Here is a 24,492-nt window from a genome sequence, read left to right as displayed (position 1 = left end):
CCCGTCTTCGGCCCCTCCCGCGCCCCGTCCCCGGCTCCCTCCCGTCCCCGCCCCCGGCCCTTCTCCCGTCCCCGGCCCCCGTTCCGGGGGCGATGCGGCAAACTGGAGAGCTGGCCGCGTCCCGGGGCCGTACGGAAAGGGTGAGGCGTGAACGGACCGCTGATCGTCCAGAGCGACAAGACACTCCTGCTGGAAGTCGACCACGAGCGGGCCGACGCCTGCCGCCGCGCCATCGCGCCGTTCGCGGAGCTGGAGCGGGCGCCCGAGCACATCCACACGTACCGCGTGACCCCGCTCGGCCTGTGGAACGCGCGGGCCGCCGGGCACGACGCGGAGCAGGTCGTCGACGCCCTGGTCGAGTTCTCCCGCTACCCGGTGCCGCACGCGCTGCTCGTCGACGTGGCCGAGACGATGGCCCGGTACGGGCGGCTCTCCCTCGGCAAGCACCCCGTGCACGGCCTCGTCCTCACCACCACCGACCGGCCCGTCCTGGAGGAGGTGCTCCGGTCGAAGCGGATCAAACCGCTCGTCGGGGAGCGCATCGACCCGGACACGGTCGCCGTCCACCCCTCCGAGCGCGGCCAGATCAAGCAGACCCTCCTCAAGCTGGGCTGGCCCGCCGAGGACCTCGCCGGGTACGTCGACGGGGAGGCGCACCGCATCGACCTGGACGAGTCGGGCTGGGCGCTCCGCCCGTACCAGCAGCAGGCCGTCGAGGGGTTCTGGCACGGCGGCTCGGGCGTGGTGGTGCTGCCCTGCGGCGCGGGCAAGACCCTCGTCGGCGCCGGGGCCATGGCGAAGGCGAAGGCGACGACGCTGATCCTCGTCACCAACACCGTCTCCGCCCGGCAGTGGAAGCACGAGCTGGTCAAGCGGACCTCGCTCACCGAGGACGAGATCGGCGAGTACAGCGGCGCCCGCAAGGAGATCCGCCCGGTCACCATCGCCACGTACCAGGTGCTGACGACCAGGCGGAAGGGCGTCTACCCGCACCTGGAGCTGTTCGACTCCCGCGACTGGGGCCTGATCGTCTACGACGAGGTGCACCTGCTGCCCGCGCCGGTCTTCAAGTTCACCGCCGACCTCCAGGCGCGGCGGCGCCTCGGCCTGACCGCGACGCTGGTGCGGGAGGACGGCCGCGAGTCGGACGTCTTCTCCCTCATCGGCCCGAAGCGGTTCGACGCGCCGTGGAAGGAGATCGAGGCGCAGGGGTACATCGCGCCCGCCGACTGCGTCGAGGTCCGCGTCGACCTGACCGAGACGGAGCGGCTCGCGTACGCCACGGCGGAGACGGAGGAGAAGTACCGGTTCTGCGCGACGACGGACACCAAGCGGCGGGTCACCGAGGCGATCGTCCGGAAGTTCGCGGGGCAGCAGATCCTCGTCATCGGGCAGTACATCGACCAGTTGGACGAGCTGGGCGAGCACCTCGGGGCGCCCGTCATCAAGGGCGAGACGCCGAACGCGCAGCGCGAGAAGCTGTTCGAGTCGTTCCGGAACGGGGAGATCAGCGTGCTGGTCGTCTCGAAGGTCGCGAACTTCTCCATCGACCTGCCGGAGGCGACGGTCGCGATCCAGGTGTCGGGCACGTTCGGGTCGCGGCAGGAGGAGGCGCAGCGGCTGGGGCGGGTGCTGCGGCCCAAGGCGGACGGCCACCAGGCGCACTTCTACTCGGTGGTCGCGCGGGACACGATCGACCAGGACTTCGCCGCGCACCGGCAGCGGTTCCTGGCGGAGCAGGGCTACGCGTACCGCATCGTCGACGCGAGCGAGCTGCTGAGCGAGGCATGAGCCACCGGGCCCGGACCCTGGACCGCGGGCCTTGGGCGCCCGGCTTCCGGGGACGGGCCCCGGACCGCGGACCCTGGACGCTCGGTTTTTGGGGTGGGCCCGGACCCTGGACCGCAGACCCTGGACGCCTGGCTTCCGAGGACGGGCCCGGACCCTGGACCGCGCAGGCCCTGGACCGCGGGCCTTGGGCACCCGGCTTCCGGGGGCGGGCCCGAGGACCCTGGACCGAGCGGGCCCGCTCGGCGCGGTCCGGTCCGCCTGTCCGGTGCGGTCCGGCCCGTCTGCTCGGCGCGCCCGACACGGTCTGTTCCGCGTGCCCGGCGCGGTCCGGTCGGCGCGGTCCGGCAGACACGGCGTGATCCGTCCGGCGCCCGCCGGGCCGACGACGCCTGACGTTCCGTCCCGCCCGCACACCGGGCCGGCGACGACCGACCCCCGTCCCACCCGCTTACCGGGTCAGCGTCGCCTGACGCCCACCGCGTCCGCGTCGTAGTCGCCGAGGACCGCGACGCCGAACGCCGCCGTCGCGAAGACCCGTACCGCGCGCAGCGCGCCGCCGAGCCCGGAGACGGGCCGCTCGGCGGCGCCGGGCGCCTGCGGGACACGGGGGCGGGGGCCGGGGAGGTCGGCCGTGGCAGGGGTGAAGGTCGCTGCGCTCATGCCTCCATGCTGGTCTCCGGACCCCCGGTTTCCATCGCCCCGCGGACGGAACCCGCACCCCACCCGCGTACGACCCCAGGCATACGTCGTCCCCTACGGGTCGCCCACCCCACACACCGGCCACCACACCCCGGAGCGCCGACCACCGCGCCCGCGCCCGGTCGGCGGAGCCCCGTGGGGCCGGTGCGAGCAGGGCGCCCCAACGGCTCGGGGACAGGTCCAAGGCACCAAGAGGCCAAGAGGCCGAAGTCGGCTGGAGCCCTTCCGCCGGGCGCTGGCCACGGTGGTGTTCGAGTCCCGCCTCCGAGCGACGCTGCCCCGCCAGGTCAGCGGATCGCCTCGTCCATGAGTACGTAGAGCAGACCGACCAGGGAACCGCTGCTGACGATCTCGCGGCGGTCGATCATGCCCCGCACGTCGGCCAGCGGGATCCACTCGATCCGGTCCGACTCGTTCTTCTCGGTCGGCGGGCCCTCGTACGTCGCCCCGTCGGCCCGGAAGACGTGGTGCTGGGAGTCGGTGATGCCGTTGGCGGGCTCGGCGTAGATCAGCGGCTTGACGGGACCCGGGCGCCAGCCGGTCTCCTCCAGCACCTCACGGGCCGCTGCTTCTGCCGGGCTCTCGCCCTCCTCGACCAGGCCCATGGGCAGCTCCCACGCCCAGGCGTTGGTGATGAAGCGGTGCCGCCACATCATCAGGACCTCGCGCCGTTCGTTGACGACGGCGGCCACGGCCAGGTGACGGAGCTTGACGACGTGGTGCTCCCAGCGGTTCCCGTCCGGCGTCTCGACGTCGGTGAGCCACAGGTTCACCCAGTTGTTCTCGTAGATCGGACGTTCCCCGTGGATCTTCCACTGCATCACCGCGGCCCCTCTCGATCGGCCCCCAGCATCGCAGAGCAGAGGCTGACCAGGGCGAGGACCATCTCGTCGACCGTTGGGGCGACACCCCGTGTCCTCGGAGGTCCGAAACGGCGGCGTGGGCAGGGGTCACGACGGGCGGCCGGGCGTGAGCCTCTCGTACACCGTCACTCTCCGGCCGCGGACCTGCTCGTCGGCCACCGGAGTGAAGTACTTCCGCAGCGTGGAGATCTTCGTCTTGTCCCGGACCGAAACCGTCGGCCTCGACACCTCCGCCGCGTCGGTGACGAGAACGACGCGCTGTTGGGCGAGTATCTCCGTCCGGATTCGTGCGGGGTCCCACTCCACGCCCTTCAGCGTTCCGGAACGCTCCGGGGTTTCCTCCAGGGCTATGTCCTGGAGACCTGTGAACGCGTCCGGGGAGACCATCCTGGTGTCCCGCCGCGCTGCCGGGACGAAGAGCACGGCGTCCTCGGGTTCCTTCAACCGCTTCACCTGCGCCGCCACTGCCATGACGTCGTCCACGCGGCTCTGTGGCGAGCGCTTCGCCAGCGCCTGCGGCAGCAGAGCGGCCGACACGACGGCGACCGCGACGGGAAGGACCCACCGTGAAGCGCTCCACGACCGCCGTGACACCGCCCGCACGAGCGCGCCGAGAACGACACCGATCATCAAGGCCAGGCCCAACAGGCTGAACAGGACGTACCGGTCCACGAACAGTGGCTTGAACAGGGAAATCCCGACGAGGCCGAGTTGCGGAACCGCAAGCAGCGGCAACCCTACGGTCGCTGCCGAAAGCCGTCCCGTCCGGGGCTGGTCCAGAAGGGCTCCGAGACCGGCGATCGCCAGCAGGACCGTCGGTCCGATCAACATGTGCCAGGTCAGGGGCGGTATCCAGGACACCTGATCGGACTGGGCCCGGCTGAAGAGGATCAGCGGTGCGGCGCCTGCCGTCACGGCCGCGGACGACACGACCCAGTGGATCCACGTCCCGCGCGTGACACGTGCCCACGCCAAAGTCGCCAGATGCGCGGGCAGAATCAGTAACGAGAGCCAGTTCAGCAGGCCGCACACGAGGACCGTGCAGCCGTAGCCGACCCAGTACGCCCACCGGTCCCGTCGTCCCTGCAGCATCGCCACGAGCAGCAGTGTCGAGAGCCCGGCCCCGGCCGCCACCAGGGCGTACGGGCGACCCTCCTGCAGGTAGAACTGCACGGAGGGGAGCAGCCCGAACACCATGCCTCCGCCCAGGCCCACCGGACTCCCGGCCAGCCGCCGCCCGAGCTCCGCCACGCATGCCGCTCCCACTGCGACGGCCAGGACGGAGGGCAGGCGCAACACGGTGGTCGAGGGTCCGAAGCACTCGAACAGTCCGTGCATGAGCAGGTAGTAGAAGCCGTGCACGACGTCGACGTGCTCCAGCATGCGCACGATCTCGCCGGTGGACCGGAGGGCGACCTGCCAGGTCGCGGCCTCGTCCCGCCAGACACTGTGCTGCCGCGACAGCCCCCACAGACCGAGCGCGACGGTCCAGAGGAACGGAACCAGCCGGACGAGAAGGCAGGAGCGTCGAGGACGGACAGCCGCGAATTTCGCCAATTCCACTCCGCCCCCGGCGTCCAATTCCACGCGATCGTTCGCGAGATGCGGCGTTCGGCGTGAATCCGAATGACGGTAAGGCCGGCAGCACGGACGTGACCTTACCGGGAATTCCCCCTTTGCGCGCCCTGTGTGAGGCGGATCACGGGAGGGCCTGGCGGCGCCAACTACCTTGCCTGAACAGGGAAGTAGGCGGAGGAGTGAGGCGGGGCAGCCACGGACCACCCGAGGGCGACGCTTTCGCGTCAACAGCGGCACCGAATTGGCGGGAAACGAGCGCGCATATCAACGGGAGGATGACCATCCAGCGGAATGGACATTCGCCGTGCCCCATCGTTTCCTTCTTGCGGTGGAGGTGGGCAATGCGGTCGTCTTCGCAGCAAGGGTTCGGATCGAGGTGTGGCGGCAGAACCGTGAAGACGCTGATTCCACGGCGGCGGGCATGGTCGGCGGCTGGGCCGGGGCCGACAACGTCGGGTTCTCCCGCATCCCGACCAACGGATCCTGGCCGAACCGCGTCGAGGCCCGGTTCACCGTCCTGCGTTACTTCACGCTGGACGGGACCGACCGTGCCGTTCACCAGGAACGGGACAGTATGATCCGCCGCTGCATCATCTGGCACCTGCCCGGACGCGCCCGGGCCCGCGTCGACCGCCGAACGCGAGAGCCCCGCGCGGCACCGTGGATGTCCACGGACGTGATCACGTCCAGGAAGTCGGCCGGGGCGACGCACCGGTCCGCGCGTCCGCGGACGGGATGCGCTGAACCCGCTCGTAGCGGCACGGGCAGCAGTCCGCGCCCATTCGGGGGATCAGTGGACCGGACGTGACCCGCCACGGGCCGGAACCCGCGGACCGGGTCAGGTTCCGGGGGCCGCGTGCGGGCGGGGCAGGACCGGCGAGGGGGCTTCCCGCAACCGCCCTCGGGAAAATCGTTCGCGGTCGGCCCGTCGTCCTCACTACAATCTCCCGCCTTGCCCGCCTCCCCGTCGTCGGGAGCGCTGCCCTCCGGTCGGAAACCGGACGGCCGTCATCTGACCCCTTTCAGCGCCGGAGGCACCGCCATGTCCGCGACCGATCCCGACCCCCTCGCCCGCGAGCGCGCGCACCTCGCCGCGTCCCGTGCGGCGCTGCGCGCCATGCGGGAGGACGTCGAGGCGCTGGACATCCGCGACGTCACCGCGAACTGGGTCAACGCCGCCGTCCTGGAACGGCAGATCGAGGAGCGCGTCAAGGCGCTCGCCGACCTGGCCCACACCCCCCTGTTCTTCGGGCGGCTCGACTACCTGCCCACCACGCAGGAGGGCCAGCGGTTCTACATCGGGCGGCGGCACGTCCACGACGCCCACGGCGACCCGATGGTGGTCGACTGGCGCGCGCCCGTGTCGCAGCCCTTCTACCGGGCGTCGAAGCGGGACCCGCAGGACGTGCGGCTGCGCCGCCGCTTCGGCTACACGGGCGGCGACCTCACCGCGTACGAGGACGAGCACCTCACCGACCCGGCCGAGGCGGAGACGACGAGCCGGCTGCTCCAGGCGGAGATCGAACGGCCGCGCGTCGGGCCCATGCGGGACATCGTGGCGACGATCCAGCCCGAGCAGGACGAGATCGTCCGCAGCGGCCTGTCGGGGACGGTGTGCGTGCAGGGCGGGCCCGGGACCGGCAAGACGGCGGTGGGCCTGCACCGGGTGGCGTACCTGCTGTACGCGCACCGGGAGCGGCTGGCCCGTACGGGCACGCTGGTCATCGGGCCGAACCGGTCGTTCCTCCGGTACATCGAGCAGGTGCTGCCCGCGCTGGGCGAGCTGGAGGTGCGGCAGGCGACCGTCGACGACCTGGTCGGCACGCACGTCGAGGTGCGGGGCACCGACGACGCGGCGGCGGCCGTGGTGAAGGGCGACGCGCGGATGGCGGAGGTGCTGCGCCGGGCGGTGCGGTCGCACGTGACGCCGCCGACCGAGCCCGTGGTGGTGCGCGGGTCGCGGCGGTGGCGGATCCCCGCGTACGAGCTGGAGGAGATCGTCGGTGAGCTGCTGGCGCGCGACATGCGGTACGGCGCGGCGCGCGAGGCCCTGCCGCAGCGCATCGCGCACGCGGTGCTGGTGCGGATGGAGGCCGCCGGGGAGGCGCCGGACGACCGGGTCCAGGACCAGGTCGCGCGGAACGCGGCGGTGAAGGCGGCCGTCAAGGCGATCTGGCCGCCGGTCGACCCGGCGAAGCTGGTGCTGCGGCTGCTGTCGGACGCGGAGTTCCTGGCGGAGCACGCGCGCGGGATCCTCGACGAGGACGAGCAGAAGACGATCCTGTGGACGAGGCCGCCGAGGAGCGTGCGGTCCGCGAAGTGGTCGGCGGCCGACGCGGTACTGGTCGACGAGGCGGCCGACCTGGTGACCCGCACCCACTCGCTGGGCCACGTGGTGCTGGACGAGGCGCAGGACCTGTCGCCCATGCAGTACCGGGCGGTGGGGCGGCGCTGCTCGACCGGCTCGGCGACGGTGCTGGGCGACCTGGCGCAGGGCACGACGCCGTGGGCGACGGAGAGCTGGGCCGAGGCGCTGCGGCACCTGGGCAAGCCGGACGCGGTGGTGGAGGAGCTGACGGCCGGTTTCCGCGTACCGCGCGACGTGATCGCGTACGCGTCCCGCCTGCTCCCGCACATCGCGCCGGATCTGGCGGAGGTCCGGTCGGTCCGGGAGAACCCGGGCTCGCTGGAGGTGCGGCGGGTGGCTGCGGACCGGCAGGACGCGGAGGTCGTCGCGGCGTGCGCGGAGTTCCTCGGGAAGGAGGGCTCCATCGGCCTGATCGCCGCCGACCCGCGCGTCCCGTGCCTGGCGGAGGCGCTGCGGGAGGCCGGCGTGCCGTTCCTGTCCCCGGGCGAGGAGACGACGCCGGACGTACGGCTGACGCTGGTCCCGGCGTCCCTGGCGAAGGGCCTGGAGTACGACTACGTGGTCCTCGACGAGCCGTCGGCGGTGGTGGCCGCGGAACCGGACGACCGCACGGGCCTGCGCCGCCTGTACGTGGCCCTGACCCGCGCCGTCTCGGGCCTGAAGGTCCTGCACGCCGCTCCCCTGCCGGAACAGCTCGCCACCGCCTGACGCGGGTCCCGTAGGAGAGGGGCCGTCCCGTAGGGGGGCCGTCCCGTACGGGGGCCTGTTCCGTACGGGGACCTGTCCCGTAGGGGAGAGGCCATCCCGTACGGGGCCTGTTCCGTACGAGGACCCGTCCCGTACGGGGGCCTGTCCCCTGCGGGACCTGTCCCCCACGGGACCCGCCCTCTACGGGACCCGTCCCGTACGGGAGGGGTGGGTGCGGGTGAGGTGGGTGAGGCGGGAGGGCTCACGGCTGCGGGTGACGCGGGAACGGCCCCGGTACCGGGCGACCGGCATGCGGGGCCGCGCGACTGCGGGGACGCACACCTGCGGGCCCCGCACGCCCGCGCCCTGACGTGCCCGGGCCCGGACCCGGGAGCTGAAGCGCGGGTGCGCGTGGCTGCGGGGTGCTCAGGCCCCGGCGACCGCGTCACGGGGCCGCGCGACCCCGACGCGGGGCACGACTGCGGGGGCGGCGGTCAGGCCCCCGGGCCCGGGCGGAGGCGGCCACCGTCCAGACCCGGGCGGAGGCGGTCGGGCCCCGCCCCGGCCCGTCTCGGCTCCCGCCCGGACCCGCCCGGGCAGCGGCCGGAAACGCGCCCCGGGCAGAATGCCCCCATGTCCCTCACCGTCGGTTTCGACCTTGACATGACCCTCATCGACTCCCGCCCCGGCATCCACGCGACGTACCGGGAGCTTTCGGCGCGTACGGGGGTGTGGATCGACGCCGACCTGGCGGTGTCCCGCCTCGGGCCGCCGCTCGAACACGAGCTGGCGTCCTGGGTCCCCCAGGAGCGCGTGACGGAGATGGCCGCCGCGTACCGTGAGATCTACCCCACATACGCCATCGAGCCGTCCCTCGCGCTCCCCGGCGCGGGGGATGCGATTCAAGCCGTTCGCGCGGCCGGCGGGCGGAGCCTCGTCGTCACGGCGAAGAACGAGCCGCACGCCCGGCTGCACGTCACCCACCTCGGCCTGGAGCCCGACGCGGTGATCGGGTCGCTGTGGGCGGAGGCGAAGGCGGAGGCGCTGCGCGAGCACGGCGCGACGGTGTACGTCGGCGACCATCTGGGGGACATACGCGGCGCCCGGGCGGCGGGCGCCCTCGCCGTGTCGGTGGCCACCGGCCCGTACGGGGAGGCCGCCCTGCGCGCGGCCGGCGCGGACGTCGTCCTGCCTGATCTGACGGCGTTCCCGGCCTGGTGGGCGGCTTACGCGGAGGGCGCGGTCTCCCGGGCCTGACGCCGCTGGGCGGCGATGGAGCGGAGCACTCCGGCGGCGGCGACGAGGAAGCCGACGCCCATCAGCATCGCCACGAGGTACACGGCCGTGGGGAACGGCTCCGTCCCCAGGAAGAGTGGTGCGACGGTGACGAGCGTGGCGATCGCCCCGATGATGAAGAGGACCGCTCCGACACGAATGAGCCCGTCCCCCGGGAGGGCGCCGCTCGCGGTGGTTTCACTACGCATTCGGCCAGGGTAGTTCCCCGGCCGGAGGAACGAACCGGCGGCGTCTTGTCACGAGGGCCGGGACCATTAGCCTTAACGCCTTGAGCCGTTTATCGCGGACCCATCGAGTACGAGGACGAGGACAGGACGTGCCTACCGGCAAGGTCAAGTGGTTCAACAGCGAGAAGGGCTTCGGCTTCCTCTCCCGCGACGACGGCGGCGACGTCTTCGTGCACTCGTCGGTGCTCCCTGCCGGGATCGACGGTCTGAAGCCGGGCCAGCGCGTGGAGTTCGGCGTGGTCGCCGGGCAGCGCGGCGACCAGGCGCTGTCGGTGACGGTCCTCGAACCGACCCCCTCGGTGGCGGCGGCGCAGCGGCGGAAGCCGGACGAGCTGGCGTCGATCGTGCAGGACCTGACGACGCTGCTGGAGAACATCACGCCCATGCTGGAGCGGGGGCGGTACCCCGACAAGGCGCACGGCAAGAAGATCGCCGGCCTCCTGCGCGCGGTCGCCGACCAACTGGACGTCTGACCCCTGCGGGGCCCGCGGCGCCGGTGCGTCGCGGGCCCGCGTCCCTCCCCGAGACCCTGTCCGGGGCCCCACTCGGTTCCCCTTCGAGCCCTCACCCGGGCCCCTCCGGGCCTCCTGAGATCCCCTCCGGGATCTCCTCCTGCGCCTTCTCCGGGCCCCGAGAACCCGTCCGGGCCCCTAGAGACCTCTCCGGTGCCTCTCCGGGTCCTCCTCCGAGCCTCCCGAGACCCCTTCAGGGCCTCGGCGTGCCCCTCCGGGCCCCGGCCGGCTCGGAACGCCGTGCCCCGCGAACGGCCACGGACAGCCGCGGACAGTCGCGGACGGCCGCGCCCGTGCCCACACGCAGTGCCCGCATCCGTGCCCACTCGCCGTGCCCGCCCGCAGCGCCCACGTCCGTACCCACCCGCCGGGGCCACCCGAGCGCCCACCCGCCGGGGCCACCCGAGCGCCCACCCACCGGGGGCCGCCGCCGGGGCCGCCCCCGCCGGCCCGCGGCCTACGGGAACGCCAGGGCCTCGGGGGAGACCTCCGGGACCAGTCCGTGGGCCGCCGCGCGGGACAGCAGCGTGCGGACCGCGTCGTACCCCTCGGGGCCCAGGTCCTCCGTGTACGCGTTCACGTACAGCGCGATGTGCCGCTCCGCCACCTCGGGGTCCATCTCCTGCGCGTGCGCCCGCACGTACGGCAGCGGGGCCGACGGCGACGACCACGCCCGCCGCACCGACTCCCGCGCCGCCTCCGCCAGCCCCCGCAGCGCCTCCTCGCCCAGCGACCGCTTCGCGATGATCGCGCCCAGCGGGATCGGGTGCCCGGTCGTGGCCTCCCAGTGCTCGCCCATGTCCGCGAGGCGGTGCAGCCCGTACTTCTGGTACGTGAACCGCGCCTCGTGGATGACGAGCCCCGCGTCGACCTTCCCGTCCCGCACCGCGGGCATGATCTCGTGGAAGGGCATCACGACGACCTCCCCGACCCCGCCCGGCACGGCCTGCGCGGCCCACAGCCGGAACAGCAGGTACGCCGTCGACCGCTCGCTCGGCACGGCGACGGTCCGGCCGGTCAGGTCGGCGCCGGGCTCGCGGGTGAGGACCAGCGGCCCGCAGCCGCGCCCGAGCGCACCGCCGCACGGCAGGAGGGCGTACTCGTCCAGGACCCACGGCAGCACGGCGTACGACACCTTCAGGACGTCCAGCTCGCCGCGCTCGGCCATGCCGTTGGTGACGTCGATGTCGGCGAAGGTGACGTCCAGCTCGGGCGCCCCGGGCACCAGCCCGTGCGCCCACGCGTGGAAGACGAACGTGTCGTTCGGGCAGGGGGAGTACGCGATGCGCGTCACCACTGGCCCTCACTCCTCCCTGAAGATGCGGGTACTGAGCGGTTCGAACGCCGTCCGCAGCGCGTCCAGCGCCTCACCGATCCGCCACGCGGCCCGGTCGCGCGGGCCGACCGTGTTGGAGACGGCGCGGATCTCGACGGCCGGCACGCCGTGCGCGGCGGCGGCCTCGGCGACGCCGAAGCCCTCCATGCCCTCCGCGCCCGCCCGCGGGTGGCGGGCTGTCAGCTCGGCGGTGCGGGCGGCGGTGCCGGTGACGGTGGAGACGGTCAGGACGGGCGCGAGCAGACACGGCAGGCCGGTGCCGCGCACCGCCTCGGCGAGGCGGGCCGTCAGCGCGGCCGGCGGGGTGTGGACGGAGCGGCCGAAGCCCAGCTCCTCCACCGGCAGGTAGCCGTCGGGGGTGTCGGCGCCCAGGTCGGCGGCGACGATGCTGTCGGAGACGACGAGGGACCCGAGCGGGGCGCGCGGCGCGAAACCGCCGCCGATCCCGGCGGCGACCACCAGGTCGTACGGGTAGGGCGCGGTGGCCAGCGCGGTCGCGGCGCCGACCGCCGCCGCGGCGGGCCCGACACCGGCCGCGAGGACGTCCACGGCGGGGGCGGCGGACCCGGTCAGGCGGGCGAGGGCGTGCCCGGCGAGCAGGTGGCTCGTCACGGTGTGACCGCTCGGCAGGGGCCGTGAGGAGCGGGCGGCGCAGCCGACGAGTCCGCCGGCGACGGAGTGCGCCTCCGCCGCCACGGCGGTCACGACCAGGACGCGCAGGGTCACACCTTCTTGAGGACGAAGCGGTAGACGCCGATGGCCTTCTTCGTCTTGGTGTCCGTCTCCAGGATCGACACGCGGACGCTGCTGGGGGACTGGCCGCCCATCGCCGGCCCGGCGAAGAACGAGCTCGCGCTGATCGAGCGGTACGTCTTCGTGTACGGCTCCTGCTCGGCGCGCTCACCGTCCAGGAAGATCGTCCAGCCGTTCTCGGCGATCTCCGGGTCGACGCCGAAGCGGATCCGGTCGTCCACGGACACCTCGACGGGCTTGCCGCCCTTGGCGCTGAGGCACTCCTGGACGCGGGACTCCTTCAGGCCGCCCTCGTCGTAGCAGTTTTCCGCCGCCTCGGTGTTGTACGAGTCGGAGCCGACCGTCACGGTCGCGATCGGCGTCGGCTTAACCCAGCCGCAGGCGGAGAGGACGAGCAGGCCGGCGGAGACGGCACCCAGAGCGACGCCGGCCCGGCGGGCCTTTCCGGAGAAGAACGCAACGGTCATGGGGCGAAGGCTATCGGTCCCGGCGGCCACAGGCGCATGGGGGGCTCGCGCGACGCGCGCACGCTCACTGCGCGCGCCGGGAGTTCCGCGTGACGCGCGGCCGGCCGGGCGCCCCTCCCCCGTGCCGCGCCGCGCCGAGGAGGCCGCGTCCGGCGACGGCGACCCCGGTGGCGAGGATGGCCGCCGCCACGGACATCCCGAGCGTGCCGTTGAGCGGCAGGACGATGCCGACGGCGCCGCCGACCACCCACGCCATCTGCAGCAGCGTCTCGGAGCGGGCGAAGGCGGACGTGCGGACGGCCTCCGGCACGTCCCGCTGGATCAGGGCGTCGAGGGACAGCTTCGCCAGGGCCTGCGCCAGTCCCGCGACCGCGCCCAGCAGGGCGACGAGCAGCCCGCCGAAGAAGACCGCCGCCACGACCGTCGCGGCCAGCACCAGCACCAGCATCGTGGCGATGATCGCCTCGGGGGCGCGGTCCCGGAGCCAGGCGCCGACCGCCGTGCCGCAGGCGTTGCCCGCGCCGGCCGCCACGCCGACGACGGCGAGGGAGACGGCGGCGCTCTGCCCGCCGATCGGGTGGACCCGCAGCAGGAACGCCAGGAAGAAGATCAGGAACCCGGACAGTCCGCGCAGCGCCGCGTTGGCCTGGAGGGCGTGCAGGACGGCCGGGCCGACCGTGCGCAGGCTGGGCTTGCGCTCGCCGTGGGTGAGCATGTGCGCCTTGCCCTCGCCCTTCGCGGAGTCCACCGCGGGGGGCAGGCGGAACGCCAGGACCGTGCCCGCCGCGAACAGCGCGCACGCCCCGTACAGCGGCCACTCCGGCCCGATCCGGTGCAGGCCGACCGCGACGGGCCCGGCCGCGCCGGTGGCGAGGAGCCCCGCGAGGGTGACGCGCGAGTTCGCCTTCACGAGGGAGAAGCGGGGCGGCAGCAGCCGCGGGACGACGGCCGAACGGACCACGCCGTACGCCTTGGAGGCGACGAGCACGCCGAGCGCCTCCGGGTACAGCTCCAGGCCGCCCGTGGCGACCGCGCCCGACAGGGCGAGCGCCAGGAGGGCGCGGACGAGCATGGCGCCCGCCATCGCCGCGCGCCGGCCGTGCGGCACGTGGTCGAGGAGCGGGCCGATGACGGGGGCGAGGAGCACGAACGGGGCGAGCGTGATGGCGAGGTACAGGGCGACGCGGCCGCGCGCCTCGTCGGTCGGCACGGAGAAGAACACCGTCGACGCGAGCGCCACGGTGATCATCACGTCGCCCGCGCCGTTCACGGCGTGCAGCTCGATCAGCTTGCCGAGGCCGGACTCCCCGGCGCCCTGCGCGTGGGTGGCGCGGCGGATGCCGCGGGCGGTGGACGTGAACGGCAGGTGGGCGGCGCGGGCGAGGCGCCGGCGCACCGCGCGGAGCCGTCCAGCGCGCCCGTACCCTCCGGCGCGCTGCGACGGTTTCCGGGACCACCGCGCGGATGCCACCACGTCATAGTGCCCCACCTCTCCCCTTTACAACGGGTTACTTGGGGCGGCCATGTGGGCGGCGGGCTGCGGAAGGGGTAGCGTGCGTAGCGCGCCACCGGCGGAAAAGGTCTCGGCCACGCGTCTCTTCGCCATCCCTCAGAATGGATGGCATGAGGTGTGCCCGAGCACGTCGGGCGCGGACGTCGATGCGGTCCCCGGGTCCGCTCCGTCCGCCGCCCGTGCAGTCGCGCATCGGCCGGCGCACCTGTGAGACGGCGTAGGAGAGAAGCGAACCTGTGAGTGCTGCGACGACGCGAAGCCGTGCCCGGCGTGCCCCCGCCCTGGACCGCCTGTGCGCCGAGGCGGTGGACCTCGCCCGGGAAGCCGCCGAAGAGGCGGCGGCGCCCGGCGTCGTCGGCGCGTACGTGGAGGCGGTGGCCGAGGGCGACCGGGTCGTCACCCACTTCTTCGAGTGCGCCGAGCCCGGGTACCGGGGCTGGCGCTGGGCGGTGACGGTCGCCCGCGCGTCGCGCGCGAAGAACGTCACGCTCGACGAGACGGTCCTGCTGCCGGGCCCGGACGCGCTGCTGGCACCCGAGTGGGTGCCGTGGAGCGAACGGCTGCGCCCCGGCGACATGGGCCCGGGCGACCTGCTGCCGACCGAGGCGGACGACCTGCGTCTGGAGCCGGGGTACTCCGGGGAGGACGAGCCGCCGCCGGTCTCCGCCGTGTCGGAGGAGATGACGGACCGGGCCGACGCGGAGGACGCCGAGTTCGTGTCGCGCACGCCGTCGCGGGGCACGATCGCGGCCGTCGCGAACGAGCTGGGCATGCGGCGCGCGCGGGTGCTGTCCCGGTACGGGCTGCACGTGGCGGCGGACCGCTGGGAGGAGGCGTTCGGGGCGAAGACCCCGATGGCCCAGGCGGCGCCGGCCTCGTGCGTGTCCTGCGGGTTCCTGGTGGCGATCGGCGGGTCGCTCGGACAGGCGTTCGGGGTGTGCGCGAACGAGTTCTCGCCCGCGGACGGCCGGGTCGTGTCGCTGGACTACGGGTGCGGCGGGCACTCGGAGGCGGCGGTCATGCCGAAGCCGCCGCGCCCCGCGGAGCCGGTCCTGGACTCGATGGCGGCCGACGAGTTTCCCCTGCACCGCACTCCGTCCCCGGGTTCCGTCCCGACGGCCCCGGACCCGGCCTCCGAGGACCTGGGCCACTCGTAGGCACCCTCCGCCCGGGCCCGTGCCCCCTGCGCCGGCGGGGCGGGCCTGGCCTGGCTGAGCCTGTGGACGGGCCTGCGCCCCCTGTGGGTCGGGCCGGTCCTGACTGAGCCTGCGGGCCGGCCTTGGCTGAACCTGTGCCCCTGCGGGGCGGGCCGGTCCTGACTGAGCCCGTACCCCTGCGGGCCGGGCCTGCGGGCCGCACCTGCGCCCCACGGGCGGGCCGGGCCTGCGCCCCTGCGGGCGGGGCGCCTGCCTCGGCGCCTTTCCCGGACGGGGTCCCGGGCCCGCGCCCCAGCGGGTGGACCGGGCCGCGTACGTCTCGTACGCCGCGTACGCCGCGTACGCCGCGTACGCCGCGTACGCCGAAGGGCCACACCGTGGCGTACGGCGTGGCCCTTCGGCGGGTGCGGCGGGGTGCGGCGGGCGGTCAGCCCTTGAGGTCGAGCGTTTCGCCGCCGGCGTCGCTGAAGACGTCGATCCGCAGCCGGGTGACGCCCTCCGGGAAGGACTCCCCGAGCGAGACGCGCACCTCGTGGACGCGCTCCTGCCCGTCGCCGAGCGCCTCGGCGTCGGGGCCGGTGAGCCGGGCCTCGACGCCGGACGAGCCGGTCGAGCCCACGGCCCGCCAGTCGCCGCCGTCGAGCAGTGACACGCTGACGTCCCCCGGCCGGAGCGCGCCGGACCCGCCGTCGACGGTGACGGTGAGCATGTCGGTCGTGTTCTCGGCGGGCCGCCCGAGCGTGTTGTAGACGGTCGCGAGGAACGTCGTCCCGTCGCCACCGGTGCGCAGGACGGTGGTCTCCCCCATGTCCCCGTAGACGATCGTGACCGTACGCGACGGGGGCGTGGACTCCTGTTCGGCCGATGGTGGGGGCGCTCCGCCGACGGGCGCGGACGGTGGCGTGGTCGTGGTGCCGGCCTTCGCGGGCGGGCTCGTGCTCGTGGAGGCGGTGGCGCCGGGCCGGGCGCTCGGGGTGGCGCTGGGCGACGGGGTGAGCGACGGCGGGGCGGACACCTGGGCGGGCGGAGTACCGGCGACGCCCGCCTGGTCGGGGCCCTGGAGCAGCGACACGGCGGCCGTCCCCACCAGGGCCACGGAGGCCACCGAGGCGGCGAGGGCCAACACGAGCGGCCCCCGGCCGCGCGCCGCCCAGTTCGGGGCGGGCGGGCTGGCCGGACGCAGCGAGTGGTGGGTGAGCTGCCCGGCGCGGGCCGCGAGGGCGCGGACGAGCAGGTCCTCCGTCGCGGTGAGGTCACGGCGGTCACCGGCACCGTACGGGTCGTCGGCACCGTACGGGTCGTCGGCGGGGCGGAAGGCGCCGTACGGACCAGACGGGCGCCGGTCGGGGTCGTACGGGCCGGTGGCGGACCGATCGGGGTCGTACGGGCCCGTGGCGAACCGATCGGGGTCGTACGGGCCCGTGGCGGACCGGTCAGGGGCATCCGGGCCGGTGGCGGACCGATCAGGGTCGTACGGGCCGGCCGGGGGCTGATCGGAGTCCTGCGGGCCGGCCGGGGGCCGGTCGGGACCCTGCGGGCCGACCAAGTGTTGGTCGGGGTCCTGCGGGCCAGGGGCCGGCTGATCGGGGTCCTGCGGACCGGTGGCGGACCGATCGGGGCCCTGCGGGCCGACCGGGCGCCGGTCAGGGGCATCCGGGCCGGTGGCGGGCCGATCGGGGTCCTGCGGGCCGGCCGGGGGCCGGTCGGGGTCCTGCGGGCCGTGGTCACGTGGGCCGTTCATCGTGCGGTCCTCCTCTCCTCGGCTCGGTCAGCCGTTGTCCTGGGCCTTCATGGCCCGTTCCAGCGCGTCCAGGGCGCGGCTGGCGGTGGACTTCACCGCCCCGCGCGACAGTCCGAGCGTCTCGGCTATCTGGGCCTCGCTCAGGTCGGACCAGTAGCGCAGGACGAGCACCTCGCGCTGGCGGGGGGTGAGGCCCTGGAGCGCGTCGAGCACCCGGCGGTGTTCGTCGCTGAGCAGGGCCTGGTCCTCGGCCGACGCGGCGTCCGCCTCGTGCGGCGGCACGTAGGCGCGGGCGGTCCTGCGGCGGCGCAGTACGGAACGGGCCGTGTTCACCACGGACGTGCGCAGGTAGCCCAGCGCGTTGTCCACGTCGTCCAGCCGTTCGCCGTGCCGCTTGTACAGCGCGACGAACGCGTCCTGGACCACGTCCTCCGCGGTCGACTGGTCGTCGACCAGGAGGACCGCCATCCGCACCAGCGACAGCCGGTGCGAGTGGTAGAGCTCGGTGACCGTGGGCCGGGCCTGCCCCGGTGCCCCGGCCGGCCCGGCGGCCGGGTCCTGCCGCCGGGCGGTCCGCTCGCGCCCGCCGCCCAGCAGCCGGAAGCGGGGGCGCGCAGGCCGTGCCGCGCTGTCCTCCGCCTCCGGGCCCGCGGACAGGGAGCGGAGCAGTCGCCGCCAGATCCCGGACAGGGACGGCACGGGGGCGACAAGGGCCGTGTTCATGGTGTCGGGTCCTCCGGAGCCACACAGGGTTCGTGCTGTAGCGTCCGGTGATCCCCACCCCCGTGACCTTCAGCCCCCGCAGGCTACTCGACATGATCACTGGTGGGACGGGACGGGTCAGGCGGCCCGGCGGCGGGCGATGAACAGGGCGGCGGCGCCGCCCGCCACCAGCAGGCCGGTGGCCCCGACCAGCAGGGGGGTGCTGTCGGTGCTGCCCGTCTTGGCCATCTCGCCGGCCGGGGTGGTCGCGGAGGGCGAGGCGCCCGTGCCGGACGGGGCGGCCGTGCCGGTACCGGTGCCCGTGCCGGGTGCGGCGGACGGCGACGCGGTGCCGCCACCGGCCGGGGCGCCCGTACCCGTACCGGTGCCGGTGCCCGTGCCCGTGCCGGTGCCCGTGCCCGTGCCGGTGCCGGTGGAGTTGTTGAGCGTGAACGGCAGGCGCTTGCGGGTCGAGGTGAGCTCCGCGCGGGCCTCCAGGTCGACGAAGAAGGACTTCGCCTTCATCTGGGGCGTGGCCACGATCCGCAGCCGGTAGGTGGCGCTCGCGCCGGGGGCGAGCTTCGGCTGGGACGGGGTGATCACGGCCTTCAGGTGGCCGCCCTCGTCGGAGGTGGTCAGCTCGGAGGGGAACCAGGTCCGCGGGGTGATCGCGTACTGCTCGACGCGGATCTCGCCGGCCGTCATGCGGCGCTTGACGTCCTGGTCGGTGATCTCCATCAGGACGTGCATGCGCTGGGAGATGTTGCCCTTGTTGGTGACGGTGGCGGTGAACTCCTTGGCGACGCCCTTGTCGATGCGGGTGATCCCGTCGGCGCCCCTTACGGCGATGGCGAGCTCGCGGCTGACGTCCGGGTCGTTCGTGTCCGGGGTGCCGTGCTCGACGCCGTACGTGAAGGAGGCCAGGCCGTTGCCCGCGAAGAACGTGAAGGTGCCCTTCTCGGCCTTGCCCGGGTAGTACTTCGTCGCCGCGAGGCGGAGCTGGTACGTGCGGGACTGGCCGTTCTTGAGCGGGGCCTGGTCCAGGTCGCCGGTCACGACCCGGTCCTGCTTGCCGAGCCGGACGGGGACCCAGGCGCCGGCGGAGGTGCGGCGCTCCACCTTGACGTGCTCGGGGTCGAGGTCGACGCCCTCGCCGTCGATGAAGAAGTAGTCGTTCGGGTTCAGGTCCCGGCCGGTCCGGTTGGTGACCGTGGCGGTGAACGGGACGGCCTTGCCGCCGGTGTCCAGGACGGGGCGGCCGTTCAGTCCGCCGAAGGTGACCTCCGCGTCGTGGGCGGTGATGTGGCGCGGGATGCCGAAGCCGATCGACCTCGCGCCGGTGCCGTCCGCGTACCCGGCGACGGAGACCTCGCCCATGGTGACGGACTCCGGGACGGACCGGTCGACGGTGACCTGGAACTGGCCCCACACCGTGTCGCCCGGCTTGACGTCGCCCATCGGGAAGGTGCCCTGGAGGGCGCCGCCGGCCCCCTGGGTGAGGGTCAGCTGCTGCCAGGAGCCGTTGGTGCGGTAGCGGACGGTCACCTTGGAGGGGTCGGCGGGCACGGCCTCCAGGGCGGCGTTGACGTGCTTGCCGTAGGCGACCGTGAAGCGGCCGGTGGCGTTCTTGACCGTCTCGGTGGAGCGGTTGGTGACGTGGCCGCGGAAGTTGTTCGGCTCGCCGAGGACGAACGGGGCGTCCGCCTTGTCGACGTCGGTGACGACCAGGGCCTGCGCGGTGGTGGCCGCGGTGGTGGCGGCCGGGTGGGCGGCGGCCGGGGTGGCGGTGACGGCGACCGGCGTGACGACGGTCAGCAGCACGGCGGCGGCGGAGACGACCGAACGGACGGAGACGACCGAGCGGACGGAGCGGACGGAGCGGCGGGCAATACGGGACGAAAGGTGCTTCTGCATGACGGAGTTCCCCCCAGGGAGTACACGGCCTTGGTTGACGGTCGGCTTTGCTCGGCTCCCGTCCCGGTCCCCCCGGTCCCGTCGGCCGTATCGCTGCCTTCACTGGGATAGACGTGCGGCCCCCCCGGGGGTTGCAGGTGACTTCAAAAGTTTTTTGGGAACTTTCTCGTGACCCCTGTGCACCCCCGTTGACCTGGGCGTTCAGGGGGACGGGGGAGTGCGCGGTACCTTCGGCCGCAGACCGGTTCGTACGTCGAGGAGAGCGGAGCACATCGTGAGCGTGAGGGCGACGGCGGCGGGCGAGGGCACCGACCCGTTCGGGACCGCGCGGCTGCGGCGCGGAGTGCTCGACGCGTGGGGCGCCGGTCCCGCGCGGTTCCGGGAGGACGCCAACGCGGAGGAGGAACTGAGCCTCGGCGGCTACCGCGACCGGCTGGTCGTCGAGCTGGCGCAGAACGCCGCCGACGCCGCCGCCCGCGCCGGGGTGCCGGGCCGCCTGCGGCTCACCCTGCACCCGGCCGACGCGGACGGCCCGGCCGTGCTCGCCGCGGCCAACACGGGCGCGCCGCTGGACGCGACGGGCGTCGAGTCGCTGTCCACGCTCCGCGCGTCCGCCAAACGGGAGGGCCACGAGGGCGCGGTCGGCCGGTTCGGCGTCGGTTTCGCCGCGGTCCTCGCGGTGAGCGACGAGCCGGCGGTCATCGGCCGGCACGGCGGCGTGCGCTGGTCCCTCGCGGAGGCCCGCGACATGGCCGCCGACGCCGCGATGGCCAGCCCCGGCCTGGGCGACGAGCTGCGCCGCCGCGACGGCCACGTGCCGCTGCTGCGGCTGCCGATGCCCGCCGAGGGCGCACCGCCCGCCGGGTACGACACGGTGGTCGTCCTCCCGTTGCGCGACGCCGCGGCCGTGGACCTGGTGGAGCGGCTCCTCGCCGGCGTCGGGGACGCGCTGCTCCTCACCCTGCCGGGGCTCGCGGAGATCGTCGTGGAGACGCCGTCCGGCACGCGCACGCTCACGCGCGGCCGGGACGAGGAGTACACGGTCGTCGACGACTCCGCGCGCGGCACGACCCGCTGGCGGACCGTCACCCGTACCGGCCCGATCCCGCCGGAGCTGCTGAAGGACCGCCCCGTCGAGGAGCGGCTGCGCCCCCACTGGTCGGTCACCTGGGCCGTCCCGGCCGACGCGGAGGGCGCGCCCGCGCACCCGGGCACGGCGCCCGTCGTCCACGCGCCGACGCCGACCGACGAGCCGCTGACCGTGCCGGCGCTGCTCATCGCGTCGTTCCCGCTGGACTCCACGCGCCGCCACCCGGCGCCCGGCCCGCTCACCGACTTCGTGGTGGCCCGCGCGGCCGAGGCGTACGCCGACCTGCTCGCCTCCTGGCGGCCCGTGTCGACCGGCACGATCGACCTCGTGCCGGGCCCGCTCGGCAAGGGCGTCCTGGACGGCGCGATCCGCGGGGCGATCCTGGAGCTCCTCCCCCGCGTCCCGTTCCTCGCCCCGGCGGCGCCGTCCGAGGAGCTGACGGCGCTGCGCCCGTTCGAGGCGGAGGTCGTCGAAGGCGCCGGCGACCGGACCGTACGGGTGCTCGCGGAGGTGCTGCCGACGCTGCTGCCCGCCGGTCTGGAGCGCCGCGCGGAGCTGCGCGCGCTGGGCGTGGCGCGGCTGTCGCTCGGGGAGGCGATCGACCGGCTGGCGGGGGTGGAGCGGGCACCCGAGTGGTGGCACCGGCTGTACGACTCGCTGGCGGGCGTCGACCCGGACCGGCTGACCGGCCTGCCGGTGCCGCTCGCGGACAACCGCACCACGATCGGCCCCCGCCAGGTCCTCCTGCCGCTGCCGGACACCCCGACGGACCTGGCCCGGCTCGGGCTGAAGGTCGCCCACCCGGACGCGGCGCACCCGATCCTGGAGAAGCTGGGCGCCCTCCCGGCGACCCCCCGCGCGGTGCTGACGACCCCGCAGGTGCGGGCGGCGGTCGCGGCGTCGCTGGACGCGGACGAGGTGTGGGACGAGAACGGCATGGACGCCGAGGAGCTGGCGGAGACCGTCCTGGCGCTGGTGCGGGACGCGGGCCTGGAGCCGGGCGACGAGCCGTGGCTGGGCGCGCTGGCGCTGCCCGACGAGGACGGGGAGCCGGCCCCGGCCGGCGAGCTGGTCCTGCCGGGCAGCCCGTTCGCCTCGGTGATGCGGGAGGGCGAGCTGGCGCTGTGCGACGCGGAGCTGGCGGCCCGCTGGGGCGAGCAGCCGCTCGCGGCGTGCGGGGTGCTGGCCGACTTCGCGCTCGTGCGGGCGACGGACGTGGTGCTGGACCCGGACGAGCTGGAGCCGCGCGACTCCGACTACGCCGAGCCCGACGACGTGGGCCTGCTGGACGCGGTGGACGTGTGGTGCGAGGACGTGCTGGACCGGTTGCCGGAGACTCCGGTGCCGCCGGTCGCCACGGAGATCGTCGCCGTACGGGACCTGGACCTGGTCGACGACGACGCGTGGCCGCGGGCGCTGGCGCTGCTGTCGCGACCGCCGCTGCGGGACGCGCTGACGCAGCCGGTGCGGGTGCTGCTGCCGGACGGGACGACGGAGACGGTCCGCCCGTACACGGCGTGGTGGCTGCGCGACCACCCGGTCCTGGACGGCCGCCGCCCGGCGGGCCTGCGCGCGGCGGGCGCCGACCCACTGCTGGAGGGGCTGTACGAGTCGGTGGACACGACCGGCTTTGACGACGCGCAGGTGTTGCGGGCGCTGGGCGTCCGCACGTCGGTCGTGTCCCTGCTGGACGAGCCGGGCGGCGCGGCGGAGCTGCTGGGGCGGCTCGCGGACCCGGACCGGGAGGTGACGGGCGCGCAGTTGCACGGGCTGTACTCGGCGCTGGCGGAGCTGGACCCGGAGCAGGTGACGCTCCCGGACGAGCTGCGGGCCGTGGTGGACGGCGAGGTGCGGGTGGTGGACGCGGCGGACGCGGTGGTGGCGGACGCGCCGGACCTGCTGCCGCTGACGGCCGGGCTGCCGCTGCTGCCGGTGGCGCCGTCGCGGGCGGCGGACCTGGCGGAACTGCTCCAGGTGCGGCGGCTGAGCGAGGCCGTGGTGGCGGAGGTGACGACGGAGGGCGAGGAGCACGAGGTGCCGGCGTCGGTGCGCGCGCTGCTGGGCCCGGCGGCCCCGGCGGCGTACGTGGAGCACGGGGAGCTGGTGGTCGGCGGGGTGGAGCTGGACTGGCGGATCACGCCGGACGGGACGCTGCACGCGGCGACGCTGGAGGGCGTGGCGGCGGGGCTGGCCTGGGCGGCGGGGCAGTGGCCGCGCCGGTTCGAGGTGGCGGCGCTGCTGGAGGACCCGTCGCGGACGGAGGAACTGGCCCGGGACCGCTGGTTCGACTGACGGGCCCCGCCCCGGCACGCGCGGTCCCGGTCCGTACGATCCCCGACGGGCCGGGCCCCACCGCCGGAGCGGCCCTCGACGGGCCGGGCCCCACCGGCGGGACCGACCGTGCCGCGGTCGTCGTCGCGGTCGCCACCGCCGCCGTCACCGCGGCGTACCCCCTTGCCCCGTGACAGGGAGCCTGGATCGATTGACAGTGAAGTCGGACCGCTGCCGACACCGTCAGGTTGAGCGGGCGGCGGAGGGCCCCGGCGGTGCGATCGCCGGGGCCCTCCGCGTTCGACGGGCTTCGGGTCAGTTGCAGCAGTCGCAGCCGGGGCGGCAACCACACGGGTCCCCTCCGAGGCTGGTGGAGGACGCTGCCGCGGCGGCCGGGGTGGCGCAACAGCCCTTGCCCTGCCAGGCGTCGCGGCCTTCCTTGACCGCGATGGCGGCGATGACCAGGGCCGCGATCGGGTCGGCCCAGGACCAGCCGAGGGTGGCGTTGAGGACCAGGCCGACCAGGAGGACGGCGGACAGGTACGTGCACAGGAGCGTCTGCTTGGAGTCGGCGACCGCCGAGGCCGATCCGAGCTCGCGTCCGGCGCGGCGCTGGGCGGCGGACAGGAACGGCATGATCGCCAGCGACAGGGCGGCGATGACGATGCCCGGGACCGACCGCTCCGCCTCCCCGGTGCCGGCCAGAGCGCGGACGGCGTCGACGGTGACGTACGCGGCGAGCGCGAAGAACGACACCGCGATGATCCGCAGGGTGCGCTGCTCGCGCGCCTCGCGGACGGCGTGGTCGGAGGCGGAGAACTGCCAGGCGACCGCGGCGGCGGAGGAGACCTCGATGACCGAGTCGAGTCCGAAGCCGATCAGCGCGGTGGAGGAGGCGATCGTCCCGGCGGTGATCGCGACGACCGCCTCGATCACGTTGTACGTGATGGTGGCCGCGACCAGCAGCCGTATCCGCTTGGCGAGGACGTCGCGGCGGGTCGGGGAGGGGCCTGTGCCGATGGATATCTCCACGGTCATCAGCAGCAGCCCTTCTCGTCCGCGTCCGCACACGTCTTGTCGGCTTCAACGGCGACCACGGCGGCGCGCAGGTCGTCCAGCGCGTGCCCGAGACGTTCGTCGGTGAGCTCGTAGCGAGTGCGCCGGCCCACCGGGACCGCGACGACAAGGCCGCAGTCGCGCAGGCACGCCAGGTGGTTCGACAGCCGGGTCCGGGAGATCTCCAGGGCGTCGGCCAGGTCGGCGGGGTGGGCCGGGGCCTCGCGCAGGGCGAGGAGGATCCGGCAGCGGATCGGGTCGGCGAGGGCACGGCCGAACCGCGCCAGCACCTCGATGTCAGCAGCGAGAGTCAGCACACCCACGACAGTACACGGATAGCTGAATTCACTAAAGCCTGTACTGTCGGGATCCTCTGCCGCCTTCGCAACGGTCCGACTTCGATGGCGATCGGTCCAGGTTCCCGGTCACAGGACAACCCTCGTACCGCGCCGAACAGCGGCTCGCCGCCCC

20 protein-coding genes are annotated in these 24,492 nt (G+C 74.4%); 7 read left to right on the top strand and 13 right to left on the bottom strand.

Annotated elements, in window-relative coordinates:
* Positions 1-147 precede the first annotated feature (147 nt).
* Complete coding sequence (locus tag RND61_RS08255; RefSeq protein WP_315877149.1) at positions 148-1,791, top strand: DNA repair helicase XPB; 1,644 nt, start codon at positions 148-150, stop codon at positions 1,789-1,791.
* Positions 1,792-2,247: 456 nt separating this feature from the next.
* Here the strand turns inward: RND61_RS08255 and RND61_RS08250 are convergent, their stop codons facing one another.
* The 3 genes from RND61_RS08250 to RND61_RS08240 all read right to left on the bottom strand — a co-directional run bounded on the left by RND61_RS08250 (position 2,248) and on the right by RND61_RS08240 (position 4,910).
* Positions 2,248-2,451 (bottom strand): hypothetical protein, encoded by a 204-nt coding sequence (locus tag RND61_RS08250; RefSeq protein WP_315877148.1) that lies wholly within the window; start codon positions 2,449-2,451, stop codon positions 2,248-2,250.
* A 326-nt stretch (positions 2,452-2,777) separates the two neighbouring features.
* Complete coding sequence (locus RND61_RS08245) at positions 2,778-3,311, bottom strand: NUDIX hydrolase (RefSeq protein ID WP_315877147.1); 534 nt, start codon at positions 3,309-3,311, stop codon at positions 2,778-2,780.
* A gap of 129 nt (positions 3,312-3,440) precedes the next feature.
* The gene (locus RND61_RS08240; protein WP_315877146.1) at positions 3,441-4,910 is read right to left on the bottom strand and encodes a glycosyltransferase family 39 protein; all 1,470 of its coding nucleotides are present in this window, start codon (positions 4,908-4,910) and stop codon (positions 3,441-3,443) included.
* Between the two features lie 325 nt (positions 4,911-5,235).
* On the opposite strand from RND61_RS08240, the gene RND61_RS32640 reads away from it, so the two are divergent.
* The 3 genes from RND61_RS32640 to RND61_RS08225 all read left to right on the top strand — a co-directional run bounded on the left by RND61_RS32640 (position 5,236) and on the right by RND61_RS08225 (position 9,243).
* Positions 5,236-5,739, top strand: coding sequence for a hypothetical protein (locus RND61_RS32640; protein WP_391653071.1), 504 nt, complete (start codon positions 5,236-5,238; stop codon positions 5,737-5,739).
* Positions 5,740-5,973: 234 nt separating this feature from the next.
* Positions 5,974-8,007 (top strand): HelD family protein, encoded by a 2,034-nt coding sequence (locus RND61_RS08230; protein ID WP_315877145.1) that lies wholly within the window; start codon positions 5,974-5,976, stop codon positions 8,005-8,007.
* A 612-nt stretch (positions 8,008-8,619) separates the two neighbouring features.
* Complete coding sequence (locus RND61_RS08225) at positions 8,620-9,243, top strand: HAD family hydrolase (RefSeq protein WP_315877144.1); 624 nt, start codon at positions 8,620-8,622, stop codon at positions 9,241-9,243.
* On the opposite strand, the gene RND61_RS08220 is transcribed toward RND61_RS08225, so the two are convergent.
* Positions 9,213-9,470: a hypothetical protein gene (locus tag RND61_RS08220; RefSeq protein ID WP_315877143.1), complete on the bottom strand. Its 258-nt coding sequence runs from the start codon at positions 9,468-9,470 to the stop codon at positions 9,213-9,215. The genes RND61_RS08225 and RND61_RS08220 overlap by 31 nt on opposite strands.
* A 128-nt stretch (positions 9,471-9,598) precedes the next feature.
* Here RND61_RS08220 and RND61_RS08215 point away from each other — a divergent pair, with 128 nt between their 5' ends.
* On the top strand, positions 9,599-9,982 hold the full coding sequence (locus tag RND61_RS08215; RefSeq protein ID WP_315877142.1) for a cold-shock protein: 384 nt from the start codon (positions 9,599-9,601) through the stop codon (positions 9,980-9,982).
* A 496-nt stretch (positions 9,983-10,478) separates the two neighbouring features.
* Here the strand turns inward: RND61_RS08215 and RND61_RS08210 are convergent, their stop codons facing one another.
* From RND61_RS08210 to RND61_RS08195, 4 genes are all read right to left on the bottom strand, one after another.
* Positions 10,479-11,318: a 1,4-dihydroxy-6-naphthoate synthase gene (locus RND61_RS08210; protein ID WP_315877141.1), complete on the bottom strand. Its 840-nt coding sequence runs from the start codon at positions 11,316-11,318 to the stop codon at positions 10,479-10,481.
* Positions 11,319-11,324: 6 nt separating this feature from the next.
* Positions 11,325-12,077, bottom strand: coding sequence for a futalosine hydrolase (locus RND61_RS08205; RefSeq protein WP_315877255.1), 753 nt, complete (start codon positions 12,075-12,077; stop codon positions 11,325-11,327).
* 2 nt (positions 12,078-12,079) lie between these two features.
* Positions 12,080-12,577 carry a DUF2771 domain-containing protein gene (locus RND61_RS08200; RefSeq protein ID WP_315877140.1) on the bottom strand — a complete coding sequence of 166 codons (498 nt, stop codon included), beginning with the start codon at positions 12,575-12,577 and terminating at the stop codon, positions 12,080-12,082.
* Positions 12,578-12,641: 64 nt separating this feature from the next.
* Positions 12,642-14,048 carry an MFS transporter gene (locus RND61_RS08195; protein ID WP_391653068.1) on the bottom strand — a complete coding sequence of 469 codons (1,407 nt, stop codon included), beginning with the start codon at positions 14,046-14,048 and terminating at the stop codon, positions 12,642-12,644.
* 278 nt (positions 14,049-14,326) lie between these two features.
* Here RND61_RS08195 and RND61_RS08190 point away from each other — a divergent pair, with 278 nt between their 5' ends.
* Positions 14,327-15,247, top strand: a complete 921-nt coding sequence (locus RND61_RS08190; RefSeq protein ID WP_315877139.1) for a DUF3027 domain-containing protein — start codon at positions 14,327-14,329, stop codon at positions 15,245-15,247.
* Between the two features lie 427 nt (positions 15,248-15,674).
* Here the strand turns inward: RND61_RS08190 and RND61_RS08185 are convergent, their stop codons facing one another.
* The 3 genes from RND61_RS08185 to RND61_RS08175 all read right to left on the bottom strand — a co-directional run bounded on the left by RND61_RS08185 (position 15,675) and on the right by RND61_RS08175 (position 19,604).
* Complete coding sequence (locus RND61_RS08185) at positions 15,675-16,793, bottom strand: hypothetical protein (RefSeq protein WP_315877138.1); 1,119 nt, start codon at positions 16,791-16,793, stop codon at positions 15,675-15,677.
* A 222-nt stretch (positions 16,794-17,015) separates the two neighbouring features.
* Positions 17,016-17,711, bottom strand: a complete 696-nt coding sequence (locus tag RND61_RS08180; RefSeq protein WP_315877137.1) for an RNA polymerase sigma factor — start codon at positions 17,709-17,711, stop codon at positions 17,016-17,018.
* A 117-nt stretch (positions 17,712-17,828) separates the two neighbouring features.
* On the bottom strand, positions 17,829-19,604 hold the full coding sequence (locus RND61_RS08175; RefSeq protein ID WP_315877136.1) for an LAETG motif-containing sortase-dependent surface protein: 1,776 nt from the start codon (positions 19,602-19,604) through the stop codon (positions 17,829-17,831).
* 274 nt (positions 19,605-19,878) lie between these two features.
* On the opposite strand from RND61_RS08175, the gene RND61_RS08170 reads away from it, so the two are divergent.
* Complete coding sequence (locus RND61_RS08170; RefSeq protein ID WP_315877135.1) at positions 19,879-22,986, top strand: sacsin N-terminal ATP-binding-like domain-containing protein; 3,108 nt, start codon at positions 19,879-19,881, stop codon at positions 22,984-22,986.
* A 294-nt stretch (positions 22,987-23,280) separates the two neighbouring features.
* On the opposite strand, the gene RND61_RS08165 is transcribed toward RND61_RS08170, so the two are convergent.
* The gene (locus tag RND61_RS08165) at positions 23,281-24,003 is read right to left on the bottom strand and encodes a cation transporter (RefSeq protein WP_315877134.1); all 723 of its coding nucleotides are present in this window, start codon (positions 24,001-24,003) and stop codon (positions 23,281-23,283) included.
* The gene (locus tag RND61_RS08160; protein WP_315877133.1) at positions 24,003-24,338 is read right to left on the bottom strand and encodes an ArsR/SmtB family transcription factor; all 336 of its coding nucleotides are present in this window, start codon (positions 24,336-24,338) and stop codon (positions 24,003-24,005) included. Before RND61_RS08160 ends, RND61_RS08165 begins: the two co-directional genes overlap by 1 nt.
* Positions 24,339-24,492: the final 154 nt, after the last annotated feature.

Source organism: Streptomyces tamarix, assembly GCF_032423885.1.
GTDB classification, from domain to species: Bacteria; Actinomycetota; Actinomycetes; order Streptomycetales; family Streptomycetaceae; genus Streptomyces; species Streptomyces tamarix.
This window is presented reverse-complemented; position numbering and strand designations above follow the sequence as displayed.